Annotated in this window: 22 protein-coding genes; 5 read left to right on the top strand and 17 right to left on the bottom strand. The window is 67.2% G+C overall.

What is annotated here, in order from left to right; all coding sequences use genetic code 11:
* The 14 genes from grpE to VSO01S_RS14805 form a co-directional block, all read right to left on the bottom strand.
* The coding region (grpE, locus tag VSO01S_RS14870) for a nucleotide exchange factor GrpE (protein ID WP_068643593.1) at window positions 1-468 on the bottom strand (468 nt) is incomplete at its 3' end.
* 179 nt (window positions 469-647) lie between these two features.
* The gene (locus VSO01S_RS14865) at window positions 648-998 is read right to left on the bottom strand and encodes an FKBP-type peptidyl-prolyl cis-trans isomerase (protein ID WP_068643592.1); all 351 of its coding nucleotides are present in this window, start codon (window positions 996-998) and stop codon (window positions 648-650) included.
* Window positions 999-1,047: 49 nt separating this feature from the next.
* Window positions 1,048-1,383 carry a winged helix-turn-helix transcriptional regulator gene (locus VSO01S_RS14860; RefSeq protein ID WP_068643591.1) on the bottom strand — a complete coding sequence of 112 codons (336 nt, stop codon included), beginning with the start codon at window positions 1,381-1,383 and terminating at the stop codon, window positions 1,048-1,050.
* Window positions 1,384-1,545: 162 nt separating this feature from the next.
* Window positions 1,546-2,865: an Hsp70 family protein gene (locus VSO01S_RS14855; RefSeq protein ID WP_068643590.1), complete on the bottom strand. Its 1,320-nt coding sequence runs from the start codon at window positions 2,863-2,865 to the stop codon at window positions 1,546-1,548.
* An 89-nt stretch (window positions 2,866-2,954) separates the two neighbouring features.
* On the bottom strand, window positions 2,955-3,797 hold the full coding sequence (gene asd, locus VSO01S_RS14850; protein WP_068643589.1) for an archaetidylserine decarboxylase: 843 nt from the start codon (window positions 3,795-3,797) through the stop codon (window positions 2,955-2,957).
* A gap of 119 nt (window positions 3,798-3,916) precedes the next feature.
* A complete protein-coding gene (locus tag VSO01S_RS14845; protein WP_068643599.1) occupies window positions 3,917-4,906 on the bottom strand; it encodes a Bug family tripartite tricarboxylate transporter substrate binding protein in 990 nt (329 codons plus the stop codon).
* Between the two features lie 14 nt (window positions 4,907-4,920).
* The gene (locus VSO01S_RS14840) at window positions 4,921-5,685 is read right to left on the bottom strand and encodes an SDR family NAD(P)-dependent oxidoreductase (protein WP_068643588.1); all 765 of its coding nucleotides are present in this window, start codon (window positions 5,683-5,685) and stop codon (window positions 4,921-4,923) included.
* A gap of 33 nt (window positions 5,686-5,718) precedes the next feature.
* On the bottom strand, window positions 5,719-7,770 hold the full coding sequence (locus VSO01S_RS14835; protein ID WP_068643587.1) for a hypothetical protein: 2,052 nt from the start codon (window positions 7,768-7,770) through the stop codon (window positions 5,719-5,721).
* 103 nt (window positions 7,771-7,873) lie between these two features.
* The gene (gene garD / locus VSO01S_RS14830) at window positions 7,874-9,535 is read right to left on the bottom strand and encodes a galactarate dehydratase (protein WP_068643586.1); all 1,662 of its coding nucleotides are present in this window, start codon (window positions 9,533-9,535) and stop codon (window positions 7,874-7,876) included.
* Window positions 9,536-9,548: 13 nt separating this feature from the next.
* Window positions 9,549-10,859, bottom strand: coding sequence for a TRAP transporter large permease (locus VSO01S_RS14825; protein WP_068643585.1), 1,311 nt, complete (start codon window positions 10,857-10,859; stop codon window positions 9,549-9,551).
* Entirely contained in the window at window positions 10,850-11,380 is a 531-nt protein-coding gene (locus tag VSO01S_RS14820) for a TRAP transporter small permease (protein ID WP_068643598.1), read from the bottom strand. Before VSO01S_RS14820 ends, VSO01S_RS14825 begins: the two co-directional genes overlap by 10 nt.
* Before the next feature lie 140 nt (window positions 11,381-11,520).
* A complete protein-coding gene (locus VSO01S_RS14815) occupies window positions 11,521-12,492 on the bottom strand; it encodes a TRAP transporter substrate-binding protein (RefSeq protein ID WP_068643584.1) in 972 nt (323 codons plus the stop codon).
* Between the two features lie 51 nt (window positions 12,493-12,543).
* A complete protein-coding gene (locus tag VSO01S_RS14810; RefSeq protein WP_068643583.1) occupies window positions 12,544-13,443 on the bottom strand; it encodes an SMP-30/gluconolactonase/LRE family protein in 900 nt (299 codons plus the stop codon).
* A 25-nt stretch (window positions 13,444-13,468) separates the two neighbouring features.
* Window positions 13,469-14,320 (bottom strand): NAD-dependent epimerase/dehydratase family protein, encoded by an 852-nt coding sequence (locus tag VSO01S_RS14805; RefSeq protein WP_068643582.1) that lies wholly within the window; start codon window positions 14,318-14,320, stop codon window positions 13,469-13,471.
* A gap of 58 nt (window positions 14,321-14,378) precedes the next feature.
* On the opposite strand from VSO01S_RS14805, the gene VSO01S_RS14800 reads away from it, so the two are divergent.
* From VSO01S_RS14800 to VSO01S_RS14785, 4 genes are all read left to right on the top strand, one after another.
* Complete coding sequence (locus tag VSO01S_RS14800) at window positions 14,379-15,203, top strand: FadR/GntR family transcriptional regulator (RefSeq protein WP_068643581.1); 825 nt, start codon at window positions 14,379-14,381, stop codon at window positions 15,201-15,203.
* A gap of 155 nt (window positions 15,204-15,358) precedes the next feature.
* Window positions 15,359-16,339, top strand: coding sequence for a Bug family tripartite tricarboxylate transporter substrate binding protein (locus tag VSO01S_RS14795; protein WP_068643580.1), 981 nt, complete (start codon window positions 15,359-15,361; stop codon window positions 16,337-16,339).
* A gap of 70 nt (window positions 16,340-16,409) precedes the next feature.
* Window positions 16,410-17,321 carry a 5-dehydro-4-deoxyglucarate dehydratase gene (gene kdgD / locus VSO01S_RS14790; protein ID WP_068643579.1) on the top strand — a complete coding sequence of 304 codons (912 nt, stop codon included), beginning with the start codon at window positions 16,410-16,412 and terminating at the stop codon, window positions 17,319-17,321.
* 29 nt (window positions 17,322-17,350) lie between these two features.
* A complete protein-coding gene (locus VSO01S_RS14785) occupies window positions 17,351-18,790 on the top strand; it encodes an aldehyde dehydrogenase family protein (protein WP_068643578.1) in 1,440 nt (479 codons plus the stop codon).
* Here the strand turns inward: VSO01S_RS14785 and VSO01S_RS14780 are convergent.
* The gene (locus VSO01S_RS14780) at window positions 18,775-19,395 is read right to left on the bottom strand and encodes a GNAT family N-acetyltransferase (protein WP_068643577.1); all 621 of its coding nucleotides are present in this window, start codon (window positions 19,393-19,395) and stop codon (window positions 18,775-18,777) included. The two genes, VSO01S_RS14785 and VSO01S_RS14780, sit on opposite strands and share 16 nt — an antisense overlap.
* Window positions 19,396-19,456: 61 nt before the next feature.
* Here VSO01S_RS14780 and VSO01S_RS14775 point away from each other — a divergent pair, with 61 nt between their 5' ends.
* Window positions 19,457-19,849, top strand: coding sequence for a hypothetical protein (locus VSO01S_RS14775; protein WP_068643576.1), 393 nt, complete (start codon window positions 19,457-19,459; stop codon window positions 19,847-19,849).
* 65 nt (window positions 19,850-19,914) lie between these two features.
* Here the strand turns inward: VSO01S_RS14775 and VSO01S_RS14770 are convergent, their stop codons facing one another.
* Window positions 19,915-20,325 carry a hypothetical protein gene (locus tag VSO01S_RS14770; protein ID WP_084241886.1) on the bottom strand — a complete coding sequence of 137 codons (411 nt, stop codon included), beginning with the start codon at window positions 20,323-20,325 and terminating at the stop codon, window positions 19,915-19,917.
* 138 nt (window positions 20,326-20,463) lie between these two features.
* Complete coding sequence (locus VSO01S_RS14765; RefSeq protein ID WP_068643575.1) at window positions 20,464-21,369, bottom strand: AEC family transporter; 906 nt, start codon at window positions 21,367-21,369, stop codon at window positions 20,464-20,466.
* Between the last annotated feature and the right edge of the window lie 66 nt (window positions 21,370-21,435).

Here is a 21,435-nt window from a genome sequence, read left to right as displayed (position 1 = left end):
CGGTGCCGGCACCATCGAGATGGCCTGGTGCAGGTGCGGATCGAACTTGGCGCCTTGCGCGGGCGCGATCTCGATCACCTTGTTGCGCTCCAGCGCGCTCTTGAGCTGGCGCAGCGTGGCCTCGGCGCCTTCGCGAATCTGCTCGGGCGTGGCGTCCTGCACGGCCAGGCCGGCTTCCAGGCTGTCGGTGACGGGCAGCAGGCTCTCGGCAAAGGCTTCCACCGCGAACTTGCGGGCCTTGGTGACTTCGTCCTCGGCGCGCTTGCGGGCGTTTTGCACGTCGGCCTGCGCGCGCAGGTACTGGTCGGCCAGGTCGGCGTTCTTGGCCTGCAGCGCGGCCAGCTCGCCTTGCAGCTGGGCCAGGGCCTGGACCGCATCGGCCTCGTTGGCCGCCTGGGCCGCTTCGAGTTCTTCCGGGCTCATGTCGTCCTGGGGGGGAAACTGGTCGGATTTGGGTGCTTCGGACATCTTCAATGGGGCGGCCAAATGTCGGCCGTTGGTAGATACGTGAACAATTCCGCCCTAGATAAGGCCGCATTCCGGCATTTCAAGACCGCAATCGGCGAATTCGCAGACGGTAAAAAAGGCGGCTCGCAGGCCGCCTTTTGTACTTAGGCGCCAGGCGCGCCGAATTCAATGCTTTTTGTTCAGTGCGCGTCCAGCAGTTCGACGTCGAACTTGAGGGTGGCGTTGGGCGGGATCACGCCGCCGGCGCCGCGCGCGCCATAGCCCAGCTCGGGCGGAATGATCAGGGTGCGGTGGCCGCCGATCTTCATGCCGGCCACGCCTTCGTCCCAGCCCTTGATGACCTGGCCCGCGCCCAGCGAGAAGGCGAAGGGGTCGTTGCGGTCGCGGCTGGAGTCGAACTTGGCGCCTTGCACGCCGTTGTTGTAGAGCCAGCCCGTGTAGTGCACGTGCACGTGCTGGCCGGCCTTGGCTTCGGCGCCGCTGCCGACGGTGGTGTCTTCGTACTGCAGGCCGGACGGGGTGGTGGGCATGGGAGGCTCCTCTCGAGAGAATGTGGCTGGAAGGGTAAAGGGCGCAAGTTTAACGAGGGGGCGGCGACGCCACGGCCGTGGCCTTGCGCACATGGCCGACCTGCCAGCGCGTGGCGAAGGCCTGCAGGTCGGACAGGCGCTTGAGCAGGTCCTGCCCGGTGAGCGTGAGGCTGTAGCCCTCGCTGCCGTGGCTGACGATGCCGGCCTCGCGCAGTTCCTTGATGCGGGTGTTGAGCGTGTTGGGGGTGATGCCGCCGACGCTGTCCTGCAGCAGCCGGAACGTCTGCGCATGGCCGTCCCGCAGGGCCCACAGCACGCGCATGGCGTAGCGCGCTTCCAGGAGTGCCAGCAACTGGCTGATGGCCGCGGTTTCCTTCGTGCTCATCGTCGGTGTGTCTCCCGGGCGGCGCCTGTGCCGCGGCCATCTTTGGGTTGATTCGGGCCGGCGACTATAGCGCAAGAAAAGCCGGCCTGCTACGACTTTTGTAGCTGAAAAGACAGGCTGGGTGCGGCTTGTGGCAGTGCAGCGTAAAAGCTGTATGCAGGATCAACCGAACAGGCGCTGTGCATGCACGCCCAGCCCCTGCGCCACGCTGGCAAAGCGGTCGCCGCGCAGCGCCCGGGCAGCGGGAAGGCGGGCGGCAATGCGGTCCGTCAGGGGCTTGAAGCCGGTCGAGCCGCCGGTGAAATACACCACGTCGACCGACTCGGGGCGCACGCCGGCGGCCTGCAGCGTCTCGCCCGCCGCGTTCACCACCCGCTCCAGGTCGGCGTCGAGCGCCTGCACGGCCTGGGCTTCGTCCAGTTCCACCGCCAGTCCGTCCTCCAGCCGATCGAGCGCGATGCGGGTCGAGCCGCCCTGGGCGACGGCGATCTTGGCGGCCTCGGCCTGGCCGATGAGCGCATGGCCCAGGCGCTCGTCCAGTACGCGCATCAGGCGTTCGTACTGGCGCGGGTCGCCGTAGAAGTCGCGCATGCGGCGCAGCTCGGCCATGCGTGGCGGGCTGTAGACGGTGTTGATCAGGTGCCAGGTCGCCAGGTCGAAGTACACGCGGCTGGGCACCTCGCGCGGCGCCTCGCCGGGGCGCTGCGGGCCCTTGCCGCGGTAGCCGCACAGGGGCAGGATGCTCGCCAGCTCCACATGCCGGTCGAAGTCGGTGCCGGCCACGTGCACGCCGTGGTTGGCCAGGATGTCGTCCTTGCGGTCCAGCCGCCGGCGGCGCTCGGGGCCCACGCGCACCAGCGAGAAGTCGGAGGTACCGCCGCCGATGTCGGCCACCAGCACCAGCTCTTCCTGCGCCACGGTCTGCTCGTGGTCGAGCGCGGCGGCAATGGGCTCGTATTGAAAGCTCAGTTCGCGAAAGCCGACGGCCCGCGCCGCGTTCTCCAGCGCCTGCTGCGCCTTGGCATCGCGCACCGGATCGTCGTCGACGAAGTACACCGGCCGGCCGAGCACGGCGCGGGTGAGCGGGGCGCCGGCATCCCGTTCGGCCAGCTGCTTGAGGCGCAGCAGGTAGCCCGAGACCACGTCCAGGTAGCGCACCGAGCGGCCCGCGCCCACGTCGGTGCTCTGGTCGGCCAGCGTGGAGCCGAGGATGCTCTTCATGGAGCGCATCAGCCGCCCCTCGTGGCCCTGGACATAGGCTGCCAGGGCAGGGCGGCCGTAGATGCGCTGCGGCTCCTCGTGCGCGGCCAGGTCTTCCGTCTGATAGAAGACGGCGGTGGGCATGGTGCGCTGGTCCGGCTCGACCTCCACCAGCCCCATGCGGCCGTCCGGCCCGCACAGCGCGATGGCCGAGTTGGAGGTGCCGAAGTCGATGGCGCAAAAAGGCGCGCTGGGCGCCGCGGCGGGTTGGATGCGGGTCATGGCACAGGCGCCCGGCATGCCGCAGGCGCGGGCCGGGTCAGGAATGCGATCAGGGAGAGGGCGCGGATTCTAGCGCGCTGCCTGCCCGGCTACAGCGCCATCGGCTCGCCCAGCTGGATCGCCTTGCCGGGCGCCCACGTCGGGTTGAAGTCCAGGCGCGACGCCGGAAAGAGCATGACGACGGTGGAGCCCAGCAGGAAGCGGCCCATTTCCTCGCCCTTCTTCAGCTCGACGCGCTGGTCGGCATACGTCCACTCGCGCACCTTGCCGCTGCGCGGCGGATTGACGACGCCGTGCCACACGGTGGCCATGCTGCCCACGATGGTGGCGCCCACCAGCACCAGCACGAACGGGCCGCGCGCCGATTCGAACACGCACACCACGCGCTCGTTGCGCGCGAAGAGGCCGGGCACGCCGCGTGCCGTGGCGGGGTTGACCGAGAACAGGTCGCCCGGCACGTAGATCATGCGCGTGAGGCGCCCGTCGCAGGGCATGTGGATGCGGTGGTAGTCGCGCGGGCTCAGGTAGAGCGTGGCGAAGCTGCCGTGCGAAAACGTGGCGGCCAGCTGCGCGTCGCCGCCCACCAGCGCGGTGGCGGTGTAGTCGTGGCCCTTGGCCTGGAAGATCTGCCCGTTCTCGATGGGCCCGAACTGGCTGATGGCCCCGTCCACCGGCGACACCAGCAGCGCATCGGCGATGGGCCGCACGCCCGGCTTGAGCGGGCGGGTGAAGAACTCGTTGAAGCTGGCGTAGCTGGTCGTGTCCGGGTTCAGCGCCTCGGCCATGTTCACGCCGTACTTGCGCACGAAGCGGTCGATGATCCAGGTGGTGACCGCGCCGCGTTCCTTGCCCGCGACCCAGCCGGCAAACGAGGTCAGGGCCTGCTTGGGCAGCAGGTATTGCGCAAGGACGGAAAGGCGTTCGGACGGCAAAAGTGAAAGGCCTGGCGGGCAGCTTGAAGGGAACCGGGGTGCGCGATTCTAGCCAGCGCCTGCGCGCCGGCTTGTGAGCGTTTCTCCCCGGCCTGCGAAGGCCGCCGCCGACCCCCGGCCTACTCGGCCTTGATGTTGGCGGCCTTGATCACCTGCGCCCACTTCTCGACCTCCGCTTTCTGGAAGGCCGCGATCTGGGCGGTGCTCATGTCGGCCGGCTGCATGCCGAAGGCCCTGAGCTTGTCCTGCATCTCCGGCTCGGCCAGGATCTTGCGGATCTCGCCGTGCAGGCGGTCGACGATGGGCGCCGGCGTGCCGGCCGGCACGAAGACGGCCTGCCACGACAGCACCGAGTAGTCCTCCAGGCCCTTGATGCCCGACTCGGCCACCGTGGGCACGTCGGGCAGGGAGGCCAGGCGCTGGGGCGAGGTGACGGCAATGGCGCGCAGCTTGCCGCTCTGGATGTGCGGTGCGGCGACCACGGTGGTGTCGAACATCATGTCGACCTGGCCGCCGATCACGTCCTGGATGGCGGGGCCGCTGCCCTTGTACGGTACGTGGTTGAACTTCACGCCCGACTTGTAGGCCAGCAGCTCCAGCGACAGGTGCTGCGAGGTGCCGATGCCCGCCGATGCCGACGACAGGCCGCCGGCCTTCGCCTTGCTGCCTTCCACCACATCCTTGAGCGTCTTGTAGGGGCTGCTGGCGGGCACCACCAGCACGGTGGGGTTGGTGCCGATCAGCGTCACGGGCGAGAAGGACTTGATGGGGTCGTAGCCGATCTTCGGATACAGGCTCACGTTGATGGCGTGCGAGCTCACCGTGCCGCCCAGCAGCGTGTAGCCGTCGGGTGCGGCGCGCGAGGCCACTTCCGAGCCCACGCTGCCGCCGGCACCACCCTTGTTGTCCACCACCACCGTGGTGCCCAGCGCCGGGCCCAGCTTGGCGCCGATGAGGCGGCCCAGCACGTCGGTGGTGCCGCCGGCCGGGAAGGGCACCATGTAGGTGATGGTCTTGCCGGTGGGCCAACTGCCCTGTGCCAGGGCGGGCAGCCCGAAGGCGGCGGCGGATGCGGCGAGAAGGCCGCTGATCAGGATTCGGCGTTGCATCTTGTTTGTCTCCATCAGGGCATGTACTGCCCGCCGTTCACTTCCAGGATCTGCCCGGTGACGTAGCCCGAGAGCTGCGTGGACGCCAGGTAGAGGAACGCGCCCACGCATTCGTCGGGCTCGCCGATGCGGCCCATGGGAATCGTCGCGCGGAAGGACTCCAGCATCTGGGGCGTGGAGAAGCGGTCGTGGAAGGGCGTCTGGATCACGCCCGGCGCCACGGCGTTCACGCGGATGTTCTCCAGCGCCAGCTCCTTCGCCAGGCCGCGCGTGGCGGTGCTGACAAAGCCCTTGGCGCCGGCATAGAGGTAGGCGCCCGGGCCGCCGCCGTGGCGGGCGGCCACCGAGCTCACGTTGATGATGCTGCCGCCCTGGCCCTTGGCGCGCATCAGCGGCACCACCTCGCGGCAGAAGGCCAGCACCGAGCGCGCGTTGAGGTGCAGCACTTCGTCGAACAGCGCGTCCGGCATTTCGGCAATGGGCACGCGCTGCACCAGGCCGCCGGCGTTGTTCACCAGTACGTCGATGCCGCCCCAGCGCGCGTGAACGTCCTGCACGGCCCGGCGGATGGCCGCCGTGTCGCGCACGTCGGCCTGCAGGGCGAAGGCCTGGCCGCCCGACGCGGTGATGGCGTCCACCACCTGCGCCGCGGCGTCTGCCGAGCTGTTGTAGTGCACCGCCACGCGCATGCCCTGGGCTGCGAAGGCGGTTGCGACGGCAGCGCCGATGCCGGTGCTGGCGCCCGTGACGAGCGCCACCTTGTGCTTGAGGTCTTGCATGGCGGTTTCCTTTCCTTGGGTTGTCGACAGGACTCAGTTGGGCTTGAACGAGGCGATGCTGTCCGGGCGGTATTTCAAGACCCACTTGATGGTCAGCGGCTGCTCGAAACTGAAGGCCGGCGAGCTGCAGCGGATGCTGGTCTTCAGGGCGCCGCCCGGCGTGTTGTAGTTGGTGTCGGCGCTCACGTCGGCCACCGTGCAGTCCTGCAGGCCTTCGATCTCGAAGCCGGTCACGTCGCCGCTGGCATAGCTGAAGCGGTTGCCGCCCAGGGCCGTGACATCGCTCGAGAACGAGCCGAACTCCAGCTCGACCTTCGAGATGGCCTGCGTTCCGGTGGGCGTGTAGGTGTCCACCCGCGTGATCTGCCCGGGCTCGAAGTCGAAGCGCGTGCTGGAGGTGATGCGCGTGTCCTTGAAGGGCTGGCTGCCGCTGCCGGTGCCGGCCACGCGGTCGAGCGCATCCTGCTGCCATGTGACCTGCAGCTGCCGGCCATCGGCGGAGGCCTGGGTCTGCAGGTTCTTCTGGTACGAGGCCGGGATCAGCACCTGCGGCGTGCCGGTGTTGGCGAAGGTGAAGCGCGGCTGCAGCTGCGGCCACTGCGTGTCGGCCACGCCCGAGAGCATGTTGTACGAATGCGGGATCGCGAAGTACGGATTGGTGCGGTGGTAGGTGGCTGCGCCGTTGACCACCGGGAGGCTGATGACGCGCAGGCCGTCGCGGTAGGTCACCAGCCCGCGGTCGTAGGTGGCGCCCTGGCCATCGAAGCCGGCGAACTTCGTGAGCGTGCTGCTGGGCAGCGCCTGCAGATACTGCACGAACTGCGGCGTGGCCATGGGCTTCTTCTGCGCGAAGCCGCTGGCCTTCCACAGGTTGTTGGTATAGAGCAGCTGGTGCGACAGGCTCAGGTTCTCGCCCAGGATGCGCGCCTTGCCGCGGTAGCTGTCGGTGCGCCGGCCTTTTTCCCACATGTTGAGCGAGCCCCAGTCGCTGTCGTACCAGAACTCCACGTACTTGGCGGCCACGCGGGTGGCGAAGGCATAGGCCACCTCCTTCTCTTCGTCGGTGAGCACGTTCATGTGCTCGGCGGCCGAGAGCAGTTCGCAGAAGGCGGTGTCCGCATACGCGCTCAGGCTGCGGCCGTAGTCCACGCCGTTGCCGGCCGGGTTGAGGCGCAGCTTGATCACGTCCACCGACTGGCGCAGCCAGCCCTTGAGCAGTGCCTCGTCCTCGGCCGAGACCTGCATGTCGGTCTCGATCAGCCGCTGCCAGATCTCGCCGATCAGCAGGATGCTGTAGCGGTCGAAGCGCCCGCTGCCGTCGGTCTCGTCGGAGAAGCCGTAGGCGGAGAAGGTCTTGTAGTGGCTGATCATCTTCTGCAGCAGCGCCTCGCTGCCGGTGGCGTCTTCCCAGCCCAGCAGGTAGCGCAGGCGCGCGATGCTGAAGGCCACGCCGTAGTAGTTGGTGGGCAGGCCATTCTTCAGCGCGTAGTTGTTGGCCTGGTCGACGAAGATTCGCCAGTCGAGCTTGGTCTTGAGCAGCTCCAGCGTCGCGGGGTTGACCGCCGGCGTCGGGCCGTCCAGGTGGCCGGCCTTCTTCAGCTTCCACAGCGCCGAGGTGTAGTAGTAGATGCCCCAGGTCTCGTTGACCACGTCGATGGTCATGTCGGCGATCGCGCGGTAGCCGTCCAGGTAGGTCTGGTACTTGGGGTCGGACAGAGAGCTGTTGAGCAACAGGTAGGAGAAGCCGATGGCCACTTTGCCGGGCAGGAACTTGTCGCCGCTGTTGGGCGCGAACACCTTCACGCCCTGCAGCTCGGTGTCCAGGCCCTGCGCGCGCACCAGGTCGAACAGGCGGTCGATGATGGGCAGCAGCTCGCCCGTCATGATGTCGTTCATCGGCTCGCGGGACAGCTTGGGCTCGAGGGCGAACACTTCTGGGAGGACCGTCTTGGACGAAGACACGGCCCCGGAAGACGCGGCCGTGCCGCTGCTGCCCATGTCGCCGCCGCTGCCGCCGCCGCAGGCGGCCGCGAGGGCGGCTGCTGCCAGCGCGCTCAGTGCCAGTCGGGTTCTTCTAGCTTGCATCTCTTTGTCTCCTTGGGTGTGAATGGAAAGGAAGAAGCGAAAGCTCCGCGTCCCTTGCCTGTGGCGGCAGGGCGGCGCCCGCGGCGGCGCAATGAATGGCGTTTCAGGTCACGGGCGCGGGGTTGAAGAGCACCAGCGCGTTGTGCAGCTTCCAGTGCTCGGCCCAGGTCTTCTTGCGCCCGCTGGCCACGTCGAGCATCAGCCGGAACATCTCCCAGCCCACATCCTCGATGCTGGCTTCGCCGTCGGCGATACGCCCGGCGTTGATGTCCATCAGGTCGTGCCAGCGGCGCGCCAGGTCGCTGCGCGTGGCCACCTTGATCACCGGCACCTCCGCCAGGCCGTAGGGCGTGCCGCGGCCGGTGGTGAACACGTGCAGGTTCATGCCGGCGGCCACCTGCAGCGTGCCGCAGATGAAGTCGGAGGCGGGCGTGGCCGCGTAGAGCAGGCCCTTGTGCCGCGCCTTCTCGCCCGGCGGCACCACGCCGGAGATGGGCGAGGTGCCGCTCTTGATGATCGAGCCCATCGCCTTCTCGACGATGTTCGACAGCCCGCCTTTCTTGTTGCCGGGCGTGGTGTTGGCGCTGCGGTCCACGCGGCCCTTGTCCAGGTAGGCGTCGTACCAGGCCATCTCGCGGATCATGGCCTGCGCCACCTCCGGCGTGGTGGCGCGCGCGGTGAGCTGGTCGATGCCGTCGCGCACCTCGGTCACTTCGGAGAACATCACGGTGGCGCCCGCGCGCACCAGCAGGTCGGTGCAAAAGCCCACCGCCGGGTTGGCGGTGACGCCGGAGAAGGCATCGCTGCCGCCGCACTGCACGCCCACCACCAGCTCGCTCGCCGGCACCGTCTCGCGCCGGCGGGCGTTGAGGCGCTCCAGGTGTTCCTCGGCCTGCCGCATGATCGATTCGATCATCGACATGAAGCCCACGTGCGCGTCGTCCTGCAGGCAGACCACGTCGAGCTGGCTGCCGGCGCTTTCGCCCACATCGGCCACGTTGCGCTCGTCGGTACTTGTTGGCCCCTGCTCGCCCGTGGCGAGCGCCCCCCGAGGGGGCGTGATGCCGCCTTGGGGGCGGCCCGGCGCCGGCATCAGCGGGATGCTGCCCGGCGGCAGCAGCCGCTCGGGCTGCAGCTTCTCGCAGCCCAGGCTCACCACCATCACCTCGCCGCCGAAGTTGGGGTTGAGGCTGATGTTGCGCAGCGTGCGGATCGGTACGACGGCATCGGGCGCATCGATGGCCACGCCGCAGCCGTAGCTGTGCGCCAGGGCCACCACGTCGTCCACGTTCGGGTACTTGGGCAGCAGCTCCTTCTTGATGCGCTGCACCGCGAAGTCGGTCACGCCGGCCACGCACTGCACCGTCTGCGTGATGGCCAGGATGTTGCGCGTGCCCACCGAGCCGTCCGGGTTGCGGTAGCCCTCGAAGGTGAAGCCTTCCAGCGGCGGCATGGCCGGCGGCGCGACGGTGGCGATGGGCAGGCCGTCCAGCTCGCGCGCCGCGGGCATGCGCAGCAGGCGCTCGTGCACCCAGCTGCCGCGCGGGATGGCCTTCAGGGCATGGCCGATCACCACGTTGTAGCGCAGCACCGCATCGCCCTCGGCCAGGTCCGCCAGCGAGACCTTGTGGCCCTGCGGCACGTTGTCGACCAGCGTGAGGCCGTCGTCGAATACGGTGCCGGCCTTCAGGCCGCCGTCGTTGGCGACGATGGCGACGTTGTCTGCCGGATGGATCCGGATGCGGTGCGGTGCGCGCGTGCTCATGGGCAGTTTCCGTCTACTTGGCGGCGGCCGCGGTCGGATTGAACATGTCGGGCAGCCACATCGAGAAGGACGGGACGTAGGTCACCAGCATGAGGCACACCAGCAGCGCGCCGTAGAACGGCCAGATGGAGCGCATGACCGTTCCCACCGATACCTCCCCGATGGCGCAGCCGATGAACTGCGTCGTGCCCACCGGCGGGGTGTTCAGCCCCAGCGCGCAGTTGATCAGCATGACGACGCCGAACTGCACCGGACTCATGCCGAACTGCATGGCAATGGGCAGGAAGATCGGCGTGCAGATCAGGATGGTGGCTGCCATGTCCAGGAAGGTGCCCAGGACGAACAGCAGCACGTTGATCATCAGGAAAATGACCCAGGGCGAGCTCGACACGCTGGTCATCAGCTCGCCCGTCTTCTGCGGCACCTCGTACAGCGCCATGAAGTAGCCGAAGGCGGAGGAGATGCCGATGAGCAGCAGCACCACGCCCGTGGTGCGGCAGGCCTTGGCGCAGGCCTTGACGAAGTTGTGCCAGCTGAGCGATCGGTACACCAGCACCGTGACCAGCAGCGCCCACAGCACCGCCGTGGCAGCCGATTCGGTGGCGGTGAACACGCCCGAGAGAATGCCCGCCAGGATGATCACCACGATCAGCAGGCCGGGCAGCGCGGCCACGAAGGACGCCAGCACCTCGCCCCAGCCCTGGAACGCGCCGCGGATCGGATAGCCGCGCTTGATGGCGACGTAGTAGGCGGCCGCCAGGTTGCACAGCGTGAGGATCAGTGCCGGAACCAGGCCGGCCAGGATCAGGCTGAGTACGCTCACCGACGCGATGCCGGTCGTGGCCAGCGTGTAGATGATCAGGTTGTGCGACGTGGGCATGAGCGCGCCGACCAGCGCCGCATGGGTGGTGACGTTCACCGCGTAGTCGGCGTCGTACCCTTCCTTCTTCATCAGCGGAATCATCACCGAGCCCATGGCCGACACGTCGGCCACCGGCGAGCCGGCCACGCCGCCGAACAGCGTGCAGCCCACCACGTTGCTCATGCCCAGGCCGCCGCGCACGTGGCCGACAAGGCTGTTGGCGAAGCGCACGATGCGTTGCGCGATGCCGCCGTAGAGCATCAGCTCGCCGGCGAACACGAAGAAGGGGATGGCCAGGAAGGAGAAGATCTGCATGCCGCCGACCATCTTCTGGAACACCACCGCGGTGGGCAGGCCCGCGTACCAGACCGTGGCCACCGAGGCCAGGCCGATCGAAAATGCCACCGGCACGCCCAGGATGAGCAGGGCCGCGAAGGCGATGGTCAGGACAGTCAGTTCCACGCTGGCACCACTTCCTCGCCGCGCAGCAGCGCGACGATATGTTCGATTGAGAAGAGAACGATGAGGACCCCGGCCACGACCAGCGCCAGATAGTCCGCGCCCACCGGGATGTGGAGCATCGGCTTCATGTCGGTCCACTTGAGGACTGTCCAGGTCCAGCCGCTGGAGGCCATGATGGCGCCGAACGCGGCGACCAGTGCATGGATGAGCACTTCGACTTTCAGGCGCAGGGACTCGGGAAGCAGCGAAACGAGCGATTCCAGGCCGATGTGGCCCGCATCGCGCACGCCCACCGCAACGCCCAGGGCGGTGACGTAGAGCACCAGCTGCAGCGCCAGGCCCTCGGCCCAGGTGGGGGTGTCGTTGAACACGTAGCGGCCGACCACCTGGTACTGCACGCACACGATGATCGCGATGAGCATCACCACGGCCAGCATCAGGCTGTACTTGGACAGGAAGGCGCAGATGCGCGAATAGAGGTGGCGCGCGGGCGGACGCTGGTGCGGGTTCTCCAGCTCCATGAGCTGGAGAGGCACGCCAGGAATGTCGGTCGCGTCCTGTTCTGCCGAACGGGCGGCAAGGGTCATGGGAGTCTCTTCTGGCTGAATCCGGGGCCGTCCCCGCCGGGTTCGGCAGGGACGGAGAACTGCGCGGGTGGCGCTTACTTGCCGCTGTCCTGCACCGCCTTTACCAGGCGCTGCAGATCGGGCGTGGTGATGAACTTGGCGTACACCGGGGCCATGGCCGCGCGGAACGAGGCCTTGTCCACGTCCGACACGATGGTCGCGCCGCCCTTGGTCACCACTTCGAGCGACTTGGCTTCCTGCTCGTCCCACTTCTTGCGCTGGAAGGGCACGGAGTCCTTGGCGGCCTGGCGGAACAGGGCCTGGTCTTCCTTCGAAAGCTTGTCGTACACGGCCTTGGACATCACCAGCATCTCGGGCGCCATGGAATGCTCGGTACGCGAGTAGATCTTCACTGCCTCGTAATGCTTGAAACCATCGTACGAGGGGATGTTATTCTCGGCCGCGTCGATCAGGCCGGTCTTGAGGGCGGTGTAGACCTCGCCGGCGGGCATGGGCGTGGGGTTGGCGCCCATGGCGCTGGCCAGCGCCACCCACAGGTCGGACTGCTGCACGCGGATCTTCAGGCCCTTGGTGTCGGCCACGGTCTTCACCGGCTTCTTGGCGTAGATGGAACGCGCGCCGCTGTCGTAGAAGGCCAGGCCGACCAGGCCCTCATGTTCGCAGCCCTTCAGGATTTCTTCGCCGATCGGGCCGTCCAGCGTCTTGCGCATATGGTCGATGGAGCTGAACAGGAAGGGCATGGTGGGCACCAGCGTCTTCGGGCACATGGAGTTGAGCGCGCTGATGTTCACGCGGTTCATCTCCAGCGCGCCGATCTTCACCTGGTCGAGCGTTTCCTTCTCGGAGCCCAGGGCGCTCTTGTTGAAAACCTTGATCTTGTACTTGCCGTTGCTGCGCTTATCCAGCAGCTCGCTCATGTGCTTCACGGCCGCCACGGTGGGGTAGTCGTCGCTGTTGTGCACGTCGGCCGAGCGGAACTCGACGGCATGCGCCGCCATGGCACAGGCGCTCGCGGCCAGCGCGATCAGGGTGCGGGTGTATTTCATTTTGTCTTCCTCGTTGGTGGGTGGTTGAAATCTGAGTGGACGTCTTGAAGGTCAGAAGCGGCAGGCCGGTTCCGGCAGGCCCTTGACGCCAGGGTTCAGGGCGAACACGCCGCCGGCCAGCGGCTGGTCGGACAGGTCGCCGCCGGGGCGGATGGAGGTCACGAACAGCGTGTCGAGCCCGCTGCCGCCGAAGGCGCACATGGCGGGCTTCTTCACCGGCACCGGCAGGGAGCGATCGAGCCGGCCCTCGGGCGTGAAGCGGTGCACCAGTCCGGCGTCGTTGCCGCAGATCCAGTAGCAGCCGTCGGCATCCACCGCGGCGCCGTCGGGGCGGCCGGGCAGGGGCTTCATGTCGACGAACAGGCGCCGGTTGTGCGGCGTGCCGGTGGCGGTGTCGTAGTCGAAGGCCCAGATGGCCTGCACGCTGGGATGCGAATCCGACAGGTACATGGTGCGGCCGTCGGGGCTGAAGGCCATGCCGTTGGGCACGATCATCTGGTCGAAGTGCACGCGCAGCGCGGCCTCGGCATTGACGTCGCTCTGGTAACGGTAGACGCGGCCTACCTCGCGCGCGGCCGCCATGTCCATGAGCATGGTGCCGGCCCAGAAGCGGCCCTGGCGGTCGCAGCGGCCGTCGTTGAAGCGCATGCCGGCTTGCGCATGCGCCACGTTGGCCAGGCGTGTGCTGGCCAGCGTGCCGTCGCCCTGCGTGGCAATGGCGAACACGCCGCTTTCCATGCCGGCGATCCACTGGCCGGGGTGGCCTTCGCGCGGCGCGATGCAGGCGAGCATCTCGTCGCCGGTCCAGCTGCGGTGGGCGCCCGAGGCGGGTTCGATGCGATGCAGCTGGCGGGCAGGGATGTCCACCCAGTACAGGGCTTGCTCGTGTGCGATCCACACGGGGCTCTCCCCGGTGCCGCAACGTGCGTCCAGGATCAGTTCGGCTTGCATGATGGGATGGGCGCGTTGAAGCGCGTCAGTCGCCGAAAGGGCCCTGGGCGGTGAAGGCGCCGCCCTGGTAGATGGCATTCGGGTCGGTGGGCGCCACCGGCGGCTGCGCCTCCACCTTGTCGCGGAAGACCTCGGAGCTGTCCTGCGGCGCGAAGCCCAGGTGCGCGGCCGCGCTGTTGTCCCACCACACATCGCGGTTGGCCGATGCGCCGTAGACCACGGTGTGCTTCACGCCTGGCGTGAAGAGCGACTTCTCGATGAGCGTGGTGAGGTCGCGGTAGCTCAGCCAGGTGCTCATCATGCGGCGGTTGGCGGGCTCCGGAAAGGACGAGCCGATGCGGATGCTGACCGTCTCGATGCCGTAGCGGTCGTAGTAGAACTGGGCCATGTCCTCGCCGAAGGACTTCGACAGGCCGTAGTAGCCGTCGGGCCGGCGCGCGGCATGCGCGTCGATGTGCTCGCTCTGCTTGTAGAAGCCGATCACGTGGTTGGAGCTGGCGAACACGATGCGCTTCACGCCATGGCGGCGGGCGGCCTCGTAGACATGGAACACGCCGCGGATGTTGGCTTCCAGGATCTCTTCGAAAGGCCGCTCCACCGACACGCCGCCCAGGTGGACGATGGCATCGCAGCCCGCCACCAGGGCGTCGACCGCCTTCTTGTCGGCCAGGTTGCAGGGCGCCACTTCTTCATGGGGGCCGGCGGCGGGCGCCATCTCGGCCACGTCCGAGAGGCGGATCACCCGGGCCATGGGTTGCAGCCGTTCGCGCAGGACCTTGCCCAGGCCGCCGGCGGCGCCGGTCAGCAGGAGGCGGGAAAGGCGCGGGGCTGCCTCGGAATGTTGGGCGGCAGGGGCCGCGCCGGTTGTCTCGCTCATGTCGTCTTGTCTTAAGTTATCTGTTGTCGTACAACTGTCGCGCCATTATCATCAGGCCATGACGCGCATGTCAACAGCAGTTCCGAGCCCCCCGGCCGCGCCGTCCGAAGCGCTGGGTTCCTATGTGGCGCGCGGCCGTCCGCGCGGGCGCGGCCTGGCGCACAGCCTGGTGGAGGACTTCGGTGCGCGCATCCGCGACGGGGCGCTGCGCCCGGGCGACAAGCTGCCCACCGAGTCGGCCATCATGCAGGCCTTCGGCGTCAGCCGCACGGTGGTGCGCGAGGCCATTTCCAAGCTCCAGGCCGCGGGGCTGGTCGAGACGCACCACGGCATCGGCACCTTCGTGCTGCAGCCGCGCACCGCGGGCATGTTCCGGCTGGACGCGGGCGACATCGCCACCTCGGTCGACGTGCTGGCGGTGCTGGAGCTGCGCATCAGCCTGGAGACTGAATCTGCCGGGCTGGCCGCCACCCGCCGCACGGAGGAGCAGCTGCAGGCCATGCGCCAGGCGCTCGACGATTTCGAGACCAATGTGGCGCAGGCGGGCGATACCGTGGCGCCCGATTTCCGCTTTCACCTGCAGATCGCCCAGGCCACCGGCAACCAGTACTTTGCCGACATCATGAGCCACCTGGGCACCACGATCATTCCGCGCACGCGCATCAACGCGCTGCGCAACCTGGACCGCGGCAGCGAATACCTCACCCGCGTGAACCGCGAGCACGAGGAGATCTACGCAGCCATCGCGCGGCGCGACCCGGAGTCGGCGCGCGCCGCCATGCGCATCCACCTCACCAACAGCCGCGAACGCCTGCGCATTGCCCAGGAAGCCGCGCGCCAGCAGGCGCAGCAAGGCGCCGACGGCAAGCCGCCCGCCCGCTGACGGCCCGCCTGCGCGGCGCGCCCGCGGGCATCAGCGCAAAACTCGGTCTTTCTGGACAAGTTGTCTTTTCAGTTGTACGATGACTGATAACAAAAGAGACTTCCTCTTTGTCGAAGAGGCGGCTCGCAGTTCATCCAATACCTGAAGGGGACAACATGAGCATCCAACGCCGCCGCATCGTCGCCACCCTGGCACTTGGCGCCGCGATGGCCGTTGTGCACGCGCCGGCCCTGGCGCAGGGCGACTGGCCCAGCAAGCCGATCCGCATCGTGGTGCCGTATCCGCCGGGCGGCTCCTCCGACATCATCGCCCGCTCCATCAGCCAGCCGCTGTCGGTGGCGCTGGGCCAGCCGGTGATCGTGGAGAACAAGCCCGGCGCCAACGGCAACCTGGGCGCGGACTACGTCGCCAAGTCGGCGCCGGACGGCTACACGCTGCTGCTGTGCGACGTGGGCGCGCTGGCCATCAGCCCCTCGGTCTACACCAAGCTGAGCTTCGACCCCTCCAAGGATCTGCGCGGCGTGACCATGCTGGCCTACTCGCCGCACCTGCTGGTGGTGCACCCCTCGGTGAAGGCCGACAACCTGAAGGACCTGGTGGCCCTGTCCCGGACCAGCGACCTGAACTTCGCGGTGACCGCCACCGGCAGCGCACCGCACCTGGCCGGCGTGGCACTGCAGCGCGCCGTGAATGCCAAGTGGACCTACGTGCCCTACAAGGGCGGCGTGCAGGCCATCCAGGACACGGTGGCCGGCCAGACGCAGGTGCTGATGAACGGCATGCTGGCCACGCTGCCGCAGGTGCAGAACGGCAAGCTCAAGGTGCTGGCCGTCTCCAAGGCCACGCGCATGCCGCTCATCGGCAACGTGCCCACCATCGCCGAGCAGGGCGTGCCCGGCTTCGAGTCGGGCACCTGGCAGGGCGTGCGCGTGGCCAAGGGCACGCCCGATGCGGTCATCGCGCGCCTGAACAAGGAACTGATTTCCATCATCCGCAGCGCCGACATCCGCTCGCGCCTGGCCGGGCAGGGCGCCGAGGTCGTGACCATGACCCCGGCCGAAGAAGAGCAGTTCTTCAACAAGGAACGCGCTCGCTGGGCCAGGGTGGTGAAAGACGCCGACATCAGGCTGGACTGACAGCCGCCCGCCCTTTCCGACCCATCACTCCGACACAACACACATCACCCTCATTTCCTGGACCGTTCCGATGAATCCGCAAGAACTCAAGACCATCATGGGCTCCGGCCTGCTTTCCTTCCCGCTGACCGATTTCGATGCCAACGGCGACTTCAACAAGGCCGGCTACATCCAGCGGCTGGAATGGCTGGCGCCCTACGGTGCAACGGCGCTCTTCGCGGCCGGCGGCACGGGCGAGTTCTTCTCGCTCACGGGCGAGGAATATCCGGAAATCATCCAGACGGCAGTCGACACCTGCCGCGGCAAGGTGCCCATCATTGCGGGTGCCGGCGGCCCCACGCGCTTTGCCATCCAGTGCGCGCAAGCGGCCGAGAAGGCCGGCGCCCACGGCATCCTGCTCTTGCCGCACTACCTGACCGAAGCCGGGCAGGACGGCCTGGCCGCGCATGTGGAAGCCGTGTGCAAAAGCGTGAAGTTCGGCGTCATCGTCTACAACCGCGCCAACAGCCGCCTCAAGCCCGACACGCTGGCCCGGCTGGCCGAACGCAACCCCAACCTGGTGGGCTTCAAGGACGGCGTGGGCGACATCGAGCTGATGAACTCCATCTTCCTGAAGATGGGCGACCGCTTTGCCTACCTGGGCGGCCTGCCCACGGCCGAGGTCTATGCGGCGGCCTACAAGGCCATGGGCACGCCGGTGTATTCGTCGGCGGTGTTCAATTTCATTCCGCGCACCGCGATGCAGTTCTACGAAGCGGTACGCGATGACGACATGGCCACGCAGCACCGCCTGCTGAAGGAATTCTTCATGCCCTATCTCGACCTGCGCAACCGCATGCCGGGCTACGCGGTGAGCATCGTCAAGGCCGGCGCCAAGATCGTCGGCCACGACGCCGGTCCGGTGCGGGCGCCGCTCACCGACCTCAAGGCCGATGAAATGGACAAGCTCAAGACGCTGATCGATAGTCTCGGGCCTCAGTAAGCGCAATCACCCCAGTGGAGCGAAGCAGGATGCATCAACAACACGACAACTTCATCGGCGGCCAGTGGGTCAAGGGCAACAGCTACAGCCCCAACATCAACCCCTCGAACCTGGGCGACACCATTGCCGAATACGCGCAGGGCGACGCGGCGCAGGTGGATGCCGCCGTGGCCGCGGCCACTGCCGCCTTCCCGGCCTGGGCCACCGGCAGCGTGCAGGCGCGCTCCGATGCGCTGGACAAGATCGGCAACGAAATCCTGGCGCGCAAGGAAGAGCTTGGCACGCTGCTGGCGCGTGAAGAGGGCAAGACCCGCGCCGAGGGCATCGGCGAAGCGGCGCGCGCGGGCTACATCTTCAAGTTCTTCGCGGGTGAATGCCTGCGCCTGGCGGGCGAGTTGGTGCCGTCGGTGCGCCCGAACATCGGCGTGGAGATCACGCGCGAGCCGGTGGGCGTGGTGGGCCTGATCACGCCGTGGAACTTCCCCATCGCCATTCCGGCCTGGAAGATCGCGCCGGCCCTGGCGTATGGCAACTGCGTGGTGCTCAAGCCCGCCGACCTGGTGCCGGGCTGCGCCTGGGCGCTGGCCGAGATCATCAGCCGCTCGGGCATTCCGGCGGGCGTCTTCAACCTGGTGATGGGCCGCGGCAGCGTGATCGGCAATGCACTGGTCGCCCATCCGGGCATCCATGCCGTGAGCTTCACCGGCTCGGTGGGCGTGGGCCGCGGCATTGCGGCCAAGTGCGTGGAGACGCACAAGAAGGTGCAGCTCGAAATGGGCGGCAAGAACCCGCAGGTCGTCCTCGACGACGCGGACCTGGCGCAAGCGGTGGAGCTGAGCGTGCAGAGCGCCTTCTATTCCACCGGCCAGCGCTGCACCGCGTCCAGCCGACTGATCGTCACCCAAGGCATCTACCCGAAGTTCATCGAGGCCATGAAGGCGCGCATGGACAAGATCAAGGTGGGCGATGCGCTGGCGCAGGGCACCGACATCGGCCCGGTCTCCAGCCAGAGCCAGCTCGAGCAGGACCTGAGCTACATCGAGATCGGCAAGGGCGAAGGCGCCACGCTGGCCGCCGGCGGCCAGCGCCTGAAGCTGGACACAGAAGGCTTCTACATGCAACCGGCGCTGTTCTCCGAATCGGTGGCGGCCATGCGCATCAACAAGGAAGAAATCTTCGGTCCGGTGGCCAGCGTGATCCGCGTGAAGGACTACGACGAGGCGCTGGCCACGGCCAACGACACCGAGTTCGGCCTGTCAGCCGGCATTGCCACCACCAGCCTGAAATACGCCACGCACTTCAAGCGCCACAGCCAGGCCGGCATGGTGATGGTGAACCTGCCCACGGCCGGCGTGGACTATCACGTGCCCTTCGGCGGGCGCAAGGGTTCGAGCTACGGGCCGCGCGAGCAGGGGCGCTACGCGCAGGAGTTCTTCACCACGGTGAAGACGGCCTACACGCTGGCCTGAGGTGCATGCGGCGGCGGCCGATGGCCGCCGCCGCCGTTTTCCTTCCACTGCCGCCGCGAGAGGCGGTACAGGCAGTGCAGCCGCAAGGGGCTGCCTTCGGAAACGCCCGGGTGCTCGAAATCCTCATGGGCATCGTGCATGCCGATGCGCTCCATCACCGCGCGCGAGCGGGCGTTGACGACGGCAGTGAAGGACACGATCTCTTCGAGCTGCAGCGTGCCAAAGCCGAAGCGAAGGGCTTCGCGCGCGGCCTCCGTGGCGTAGCCCTGTCCCCAGGCTGAGCGCGCCAAGCGCCATCCGATCTCCACGCAGGGCGTAAAAGGTAGCACGCGCACCGGGACACTCAAGCCGACAAAGCCGATGAACTGGCCGGTGGCCTGGAGCTCCACGGCCCAATTGCTCCAGCCGCGTTGTTCGAACTGCTTTTGCCACGCGTCGATGCTGGCGTCGCTGGCCGCTCGGGAGAGGGTCGAAGCAAAGAACTCCATCACCACCCGGTCTGCGTTGAGGGCTGCAAATGCGTCGCGGTCCGCGTCGCGCCACGGCCGCAGGATGAGCCGCTCCGTGGGCAGTTCGGCGGGCACCGCGACTGTTGGCAATTGCATGACATTGACCTTTCGACGGACTGCTATCCTGGATTCTCACGACGACAAATCAGGAGGAATCATGACCCAGACCCGCGTTGTACTGATCGGCCTCGAGCCCACGCTCATCGATTTTTCAGACCCGGCCTACGCAGCATTTCCCGGCATGACCGCTGCCAAGGTGCAGGCCGGACTTGACGCGGACGTCGCCAGCCTCGGGGCATTGGGCTATGCCGCCGAACTGTGCCTTGTGGATTTCGGCGAGACGGCCGAGGCCGTGCTGCGCCAACGCTTGAAGGCCAAATCCTTCGACTGCGTGATGATCGGCGCGGGTGTGCGGCTCATCCCCGAGAACACGCCGCTCTTCGAGAAGCTCATCAACGTGGTCCACGAATGCGCACCGGGCGCCAAGCTGTGCTTCAACACTGGTCCGACGGATTCCGCGTTGGCTGTGCAGCGCTGGTTTCCCGCTTGATTGAGCGGTACCCCTCATTCATGCTTGAGGCCGCCTTCTAGCGGCCTCAACAGAGCAGCTTGCGCTTAGTTCTGGGTTCGGTGTTCTAAAAATTCGTAGTCGGCCTGGCAATCGGCTGAAGGATCCCTGACGGTGTTGACGTAGCGGACTGTATTTGGATCTGCGAAAGAGTAGGTGTAGACCTCAGTGGTAGGCACGCCGTCCGTCTTCAGCTCGTTTCTTCCATCGCTTGCCCTCCACGTTCCTCGTTCTGTGTGAAGCTCCTTCTTGCGCTCCGCGTCGGCGAAGAAGGTGATTTCGAAGCGGCCGTCTTCCTTGAATTTGGACTTCCACGCAAGGAACTGACATTTGCCGTCGGCGGTTCGCATGCCTTGCCAGCTTCCTACGATCCTCGAGTCTCGCGCCTCTTCGGCAAACGTGCCGAAAGAGATCAAGCCAAGACAAATGACGGACGAACGGATAAATACATTGATCATGGAACTCCCTGATGCAGTCGTTGTTGGAGCTCCAAATCGTACGCAGAAGCGCGCACGGTTCCTGGCTTGCCTAGAAACGGAATCCCTCAATCTGCCAACTCTTCCCGCCAGGCGCCCATCCGGGTCTGTGCCGGCAATTTATCGCGGCAACGCCAGCGCAAACGTCAGGCTCGCCACCCCCAGCAGCGTCGACATCGTCACCAGCCCCGCGACAAACGCGCCGTTGTAGCCCATGCGGCTGGCGAGCACGTAGGCGCTCGATGCAGTCGGAACGGCCGAGAAAGCGATCAGCACCGCGGCCTGCGTGGGCTCCAACTGCAGGGCCCGCGCCAAGCCCCAGGCGACCAGCGGCAGGATGAAGTGCCGGATGGACAGCACCGACACCGCCAGCACCTTGCCCTTGCCCAGCTGCGAGAACTGCATGCCCGCGCCCGCCGCCATGAGGCCCAGCGCCAGCGACGCGCCGCCGATGCGCGACAGCGTCGGCGTGAGCCAGTTGGGCACGGTGAAGCCCAGGATGTTGGCCAGCAGTCCCGAGGCGGTCGCAATGATCAGCGGGTTGCGCACCAGCTGGCCCACGAAGCCCATCTGGGCGTGCCGCGCCATGGGCCAGACCGAGGCCACGTTCAGCAGCGGCACGCACACGCCGATCAGCACCGAAATCAGCAGCAGGCCTTGGGTGCCGGCCAGGCGCTCGGCCAGCGTCAGGCAGATGAAGGAGTTGAAGCGGAAAGCGATCTGCGCGCTGGCGGCATGCTCGCGCTTGTCGATGTGGGTGCGCAGCCAGGGCAGGAAGGGCAGGCTGTAGGACAGGCCGATGCCGACGGCGCACAGGGCCACGCCCGCGCCCACCAGGTTCGAGGTGGCGCCGAAGTCCAGCGGGCTGCGCACGATGGAGTGAAACAGCAGGACAGGAAAGAGAAAGTAGTAGACCAGGCTCTCGACCTGGTCCCAGACCTTGCGGTTCAGGGCGGTGTAGCGGCACAGGAGCCAGCCGCAGGCGATGAGGGAGAAATCGGGGAAAAGGAGCTGGGCGTGGTTCACCGGGCGAGGATAAACGGGCAAATGCCATGGGTAATCCTGGGAATGGATGGCCAGCGCTTGCCGCTA

It is taken from the genome of Variovorax soli NBRC 106424 (genome assembly GCF_001591385.1).
In the GTDB taxonomy this organism is placed as follows: Bacteria; Pseudomonadota; Gammaproteobacteria; order Burkholderiales; family Burkholderiaceae_C; genus Variovorax; species Variovorax soli.
This window is presented reverse-complemented; position numbering and strand designations above follow the sequence as displayed.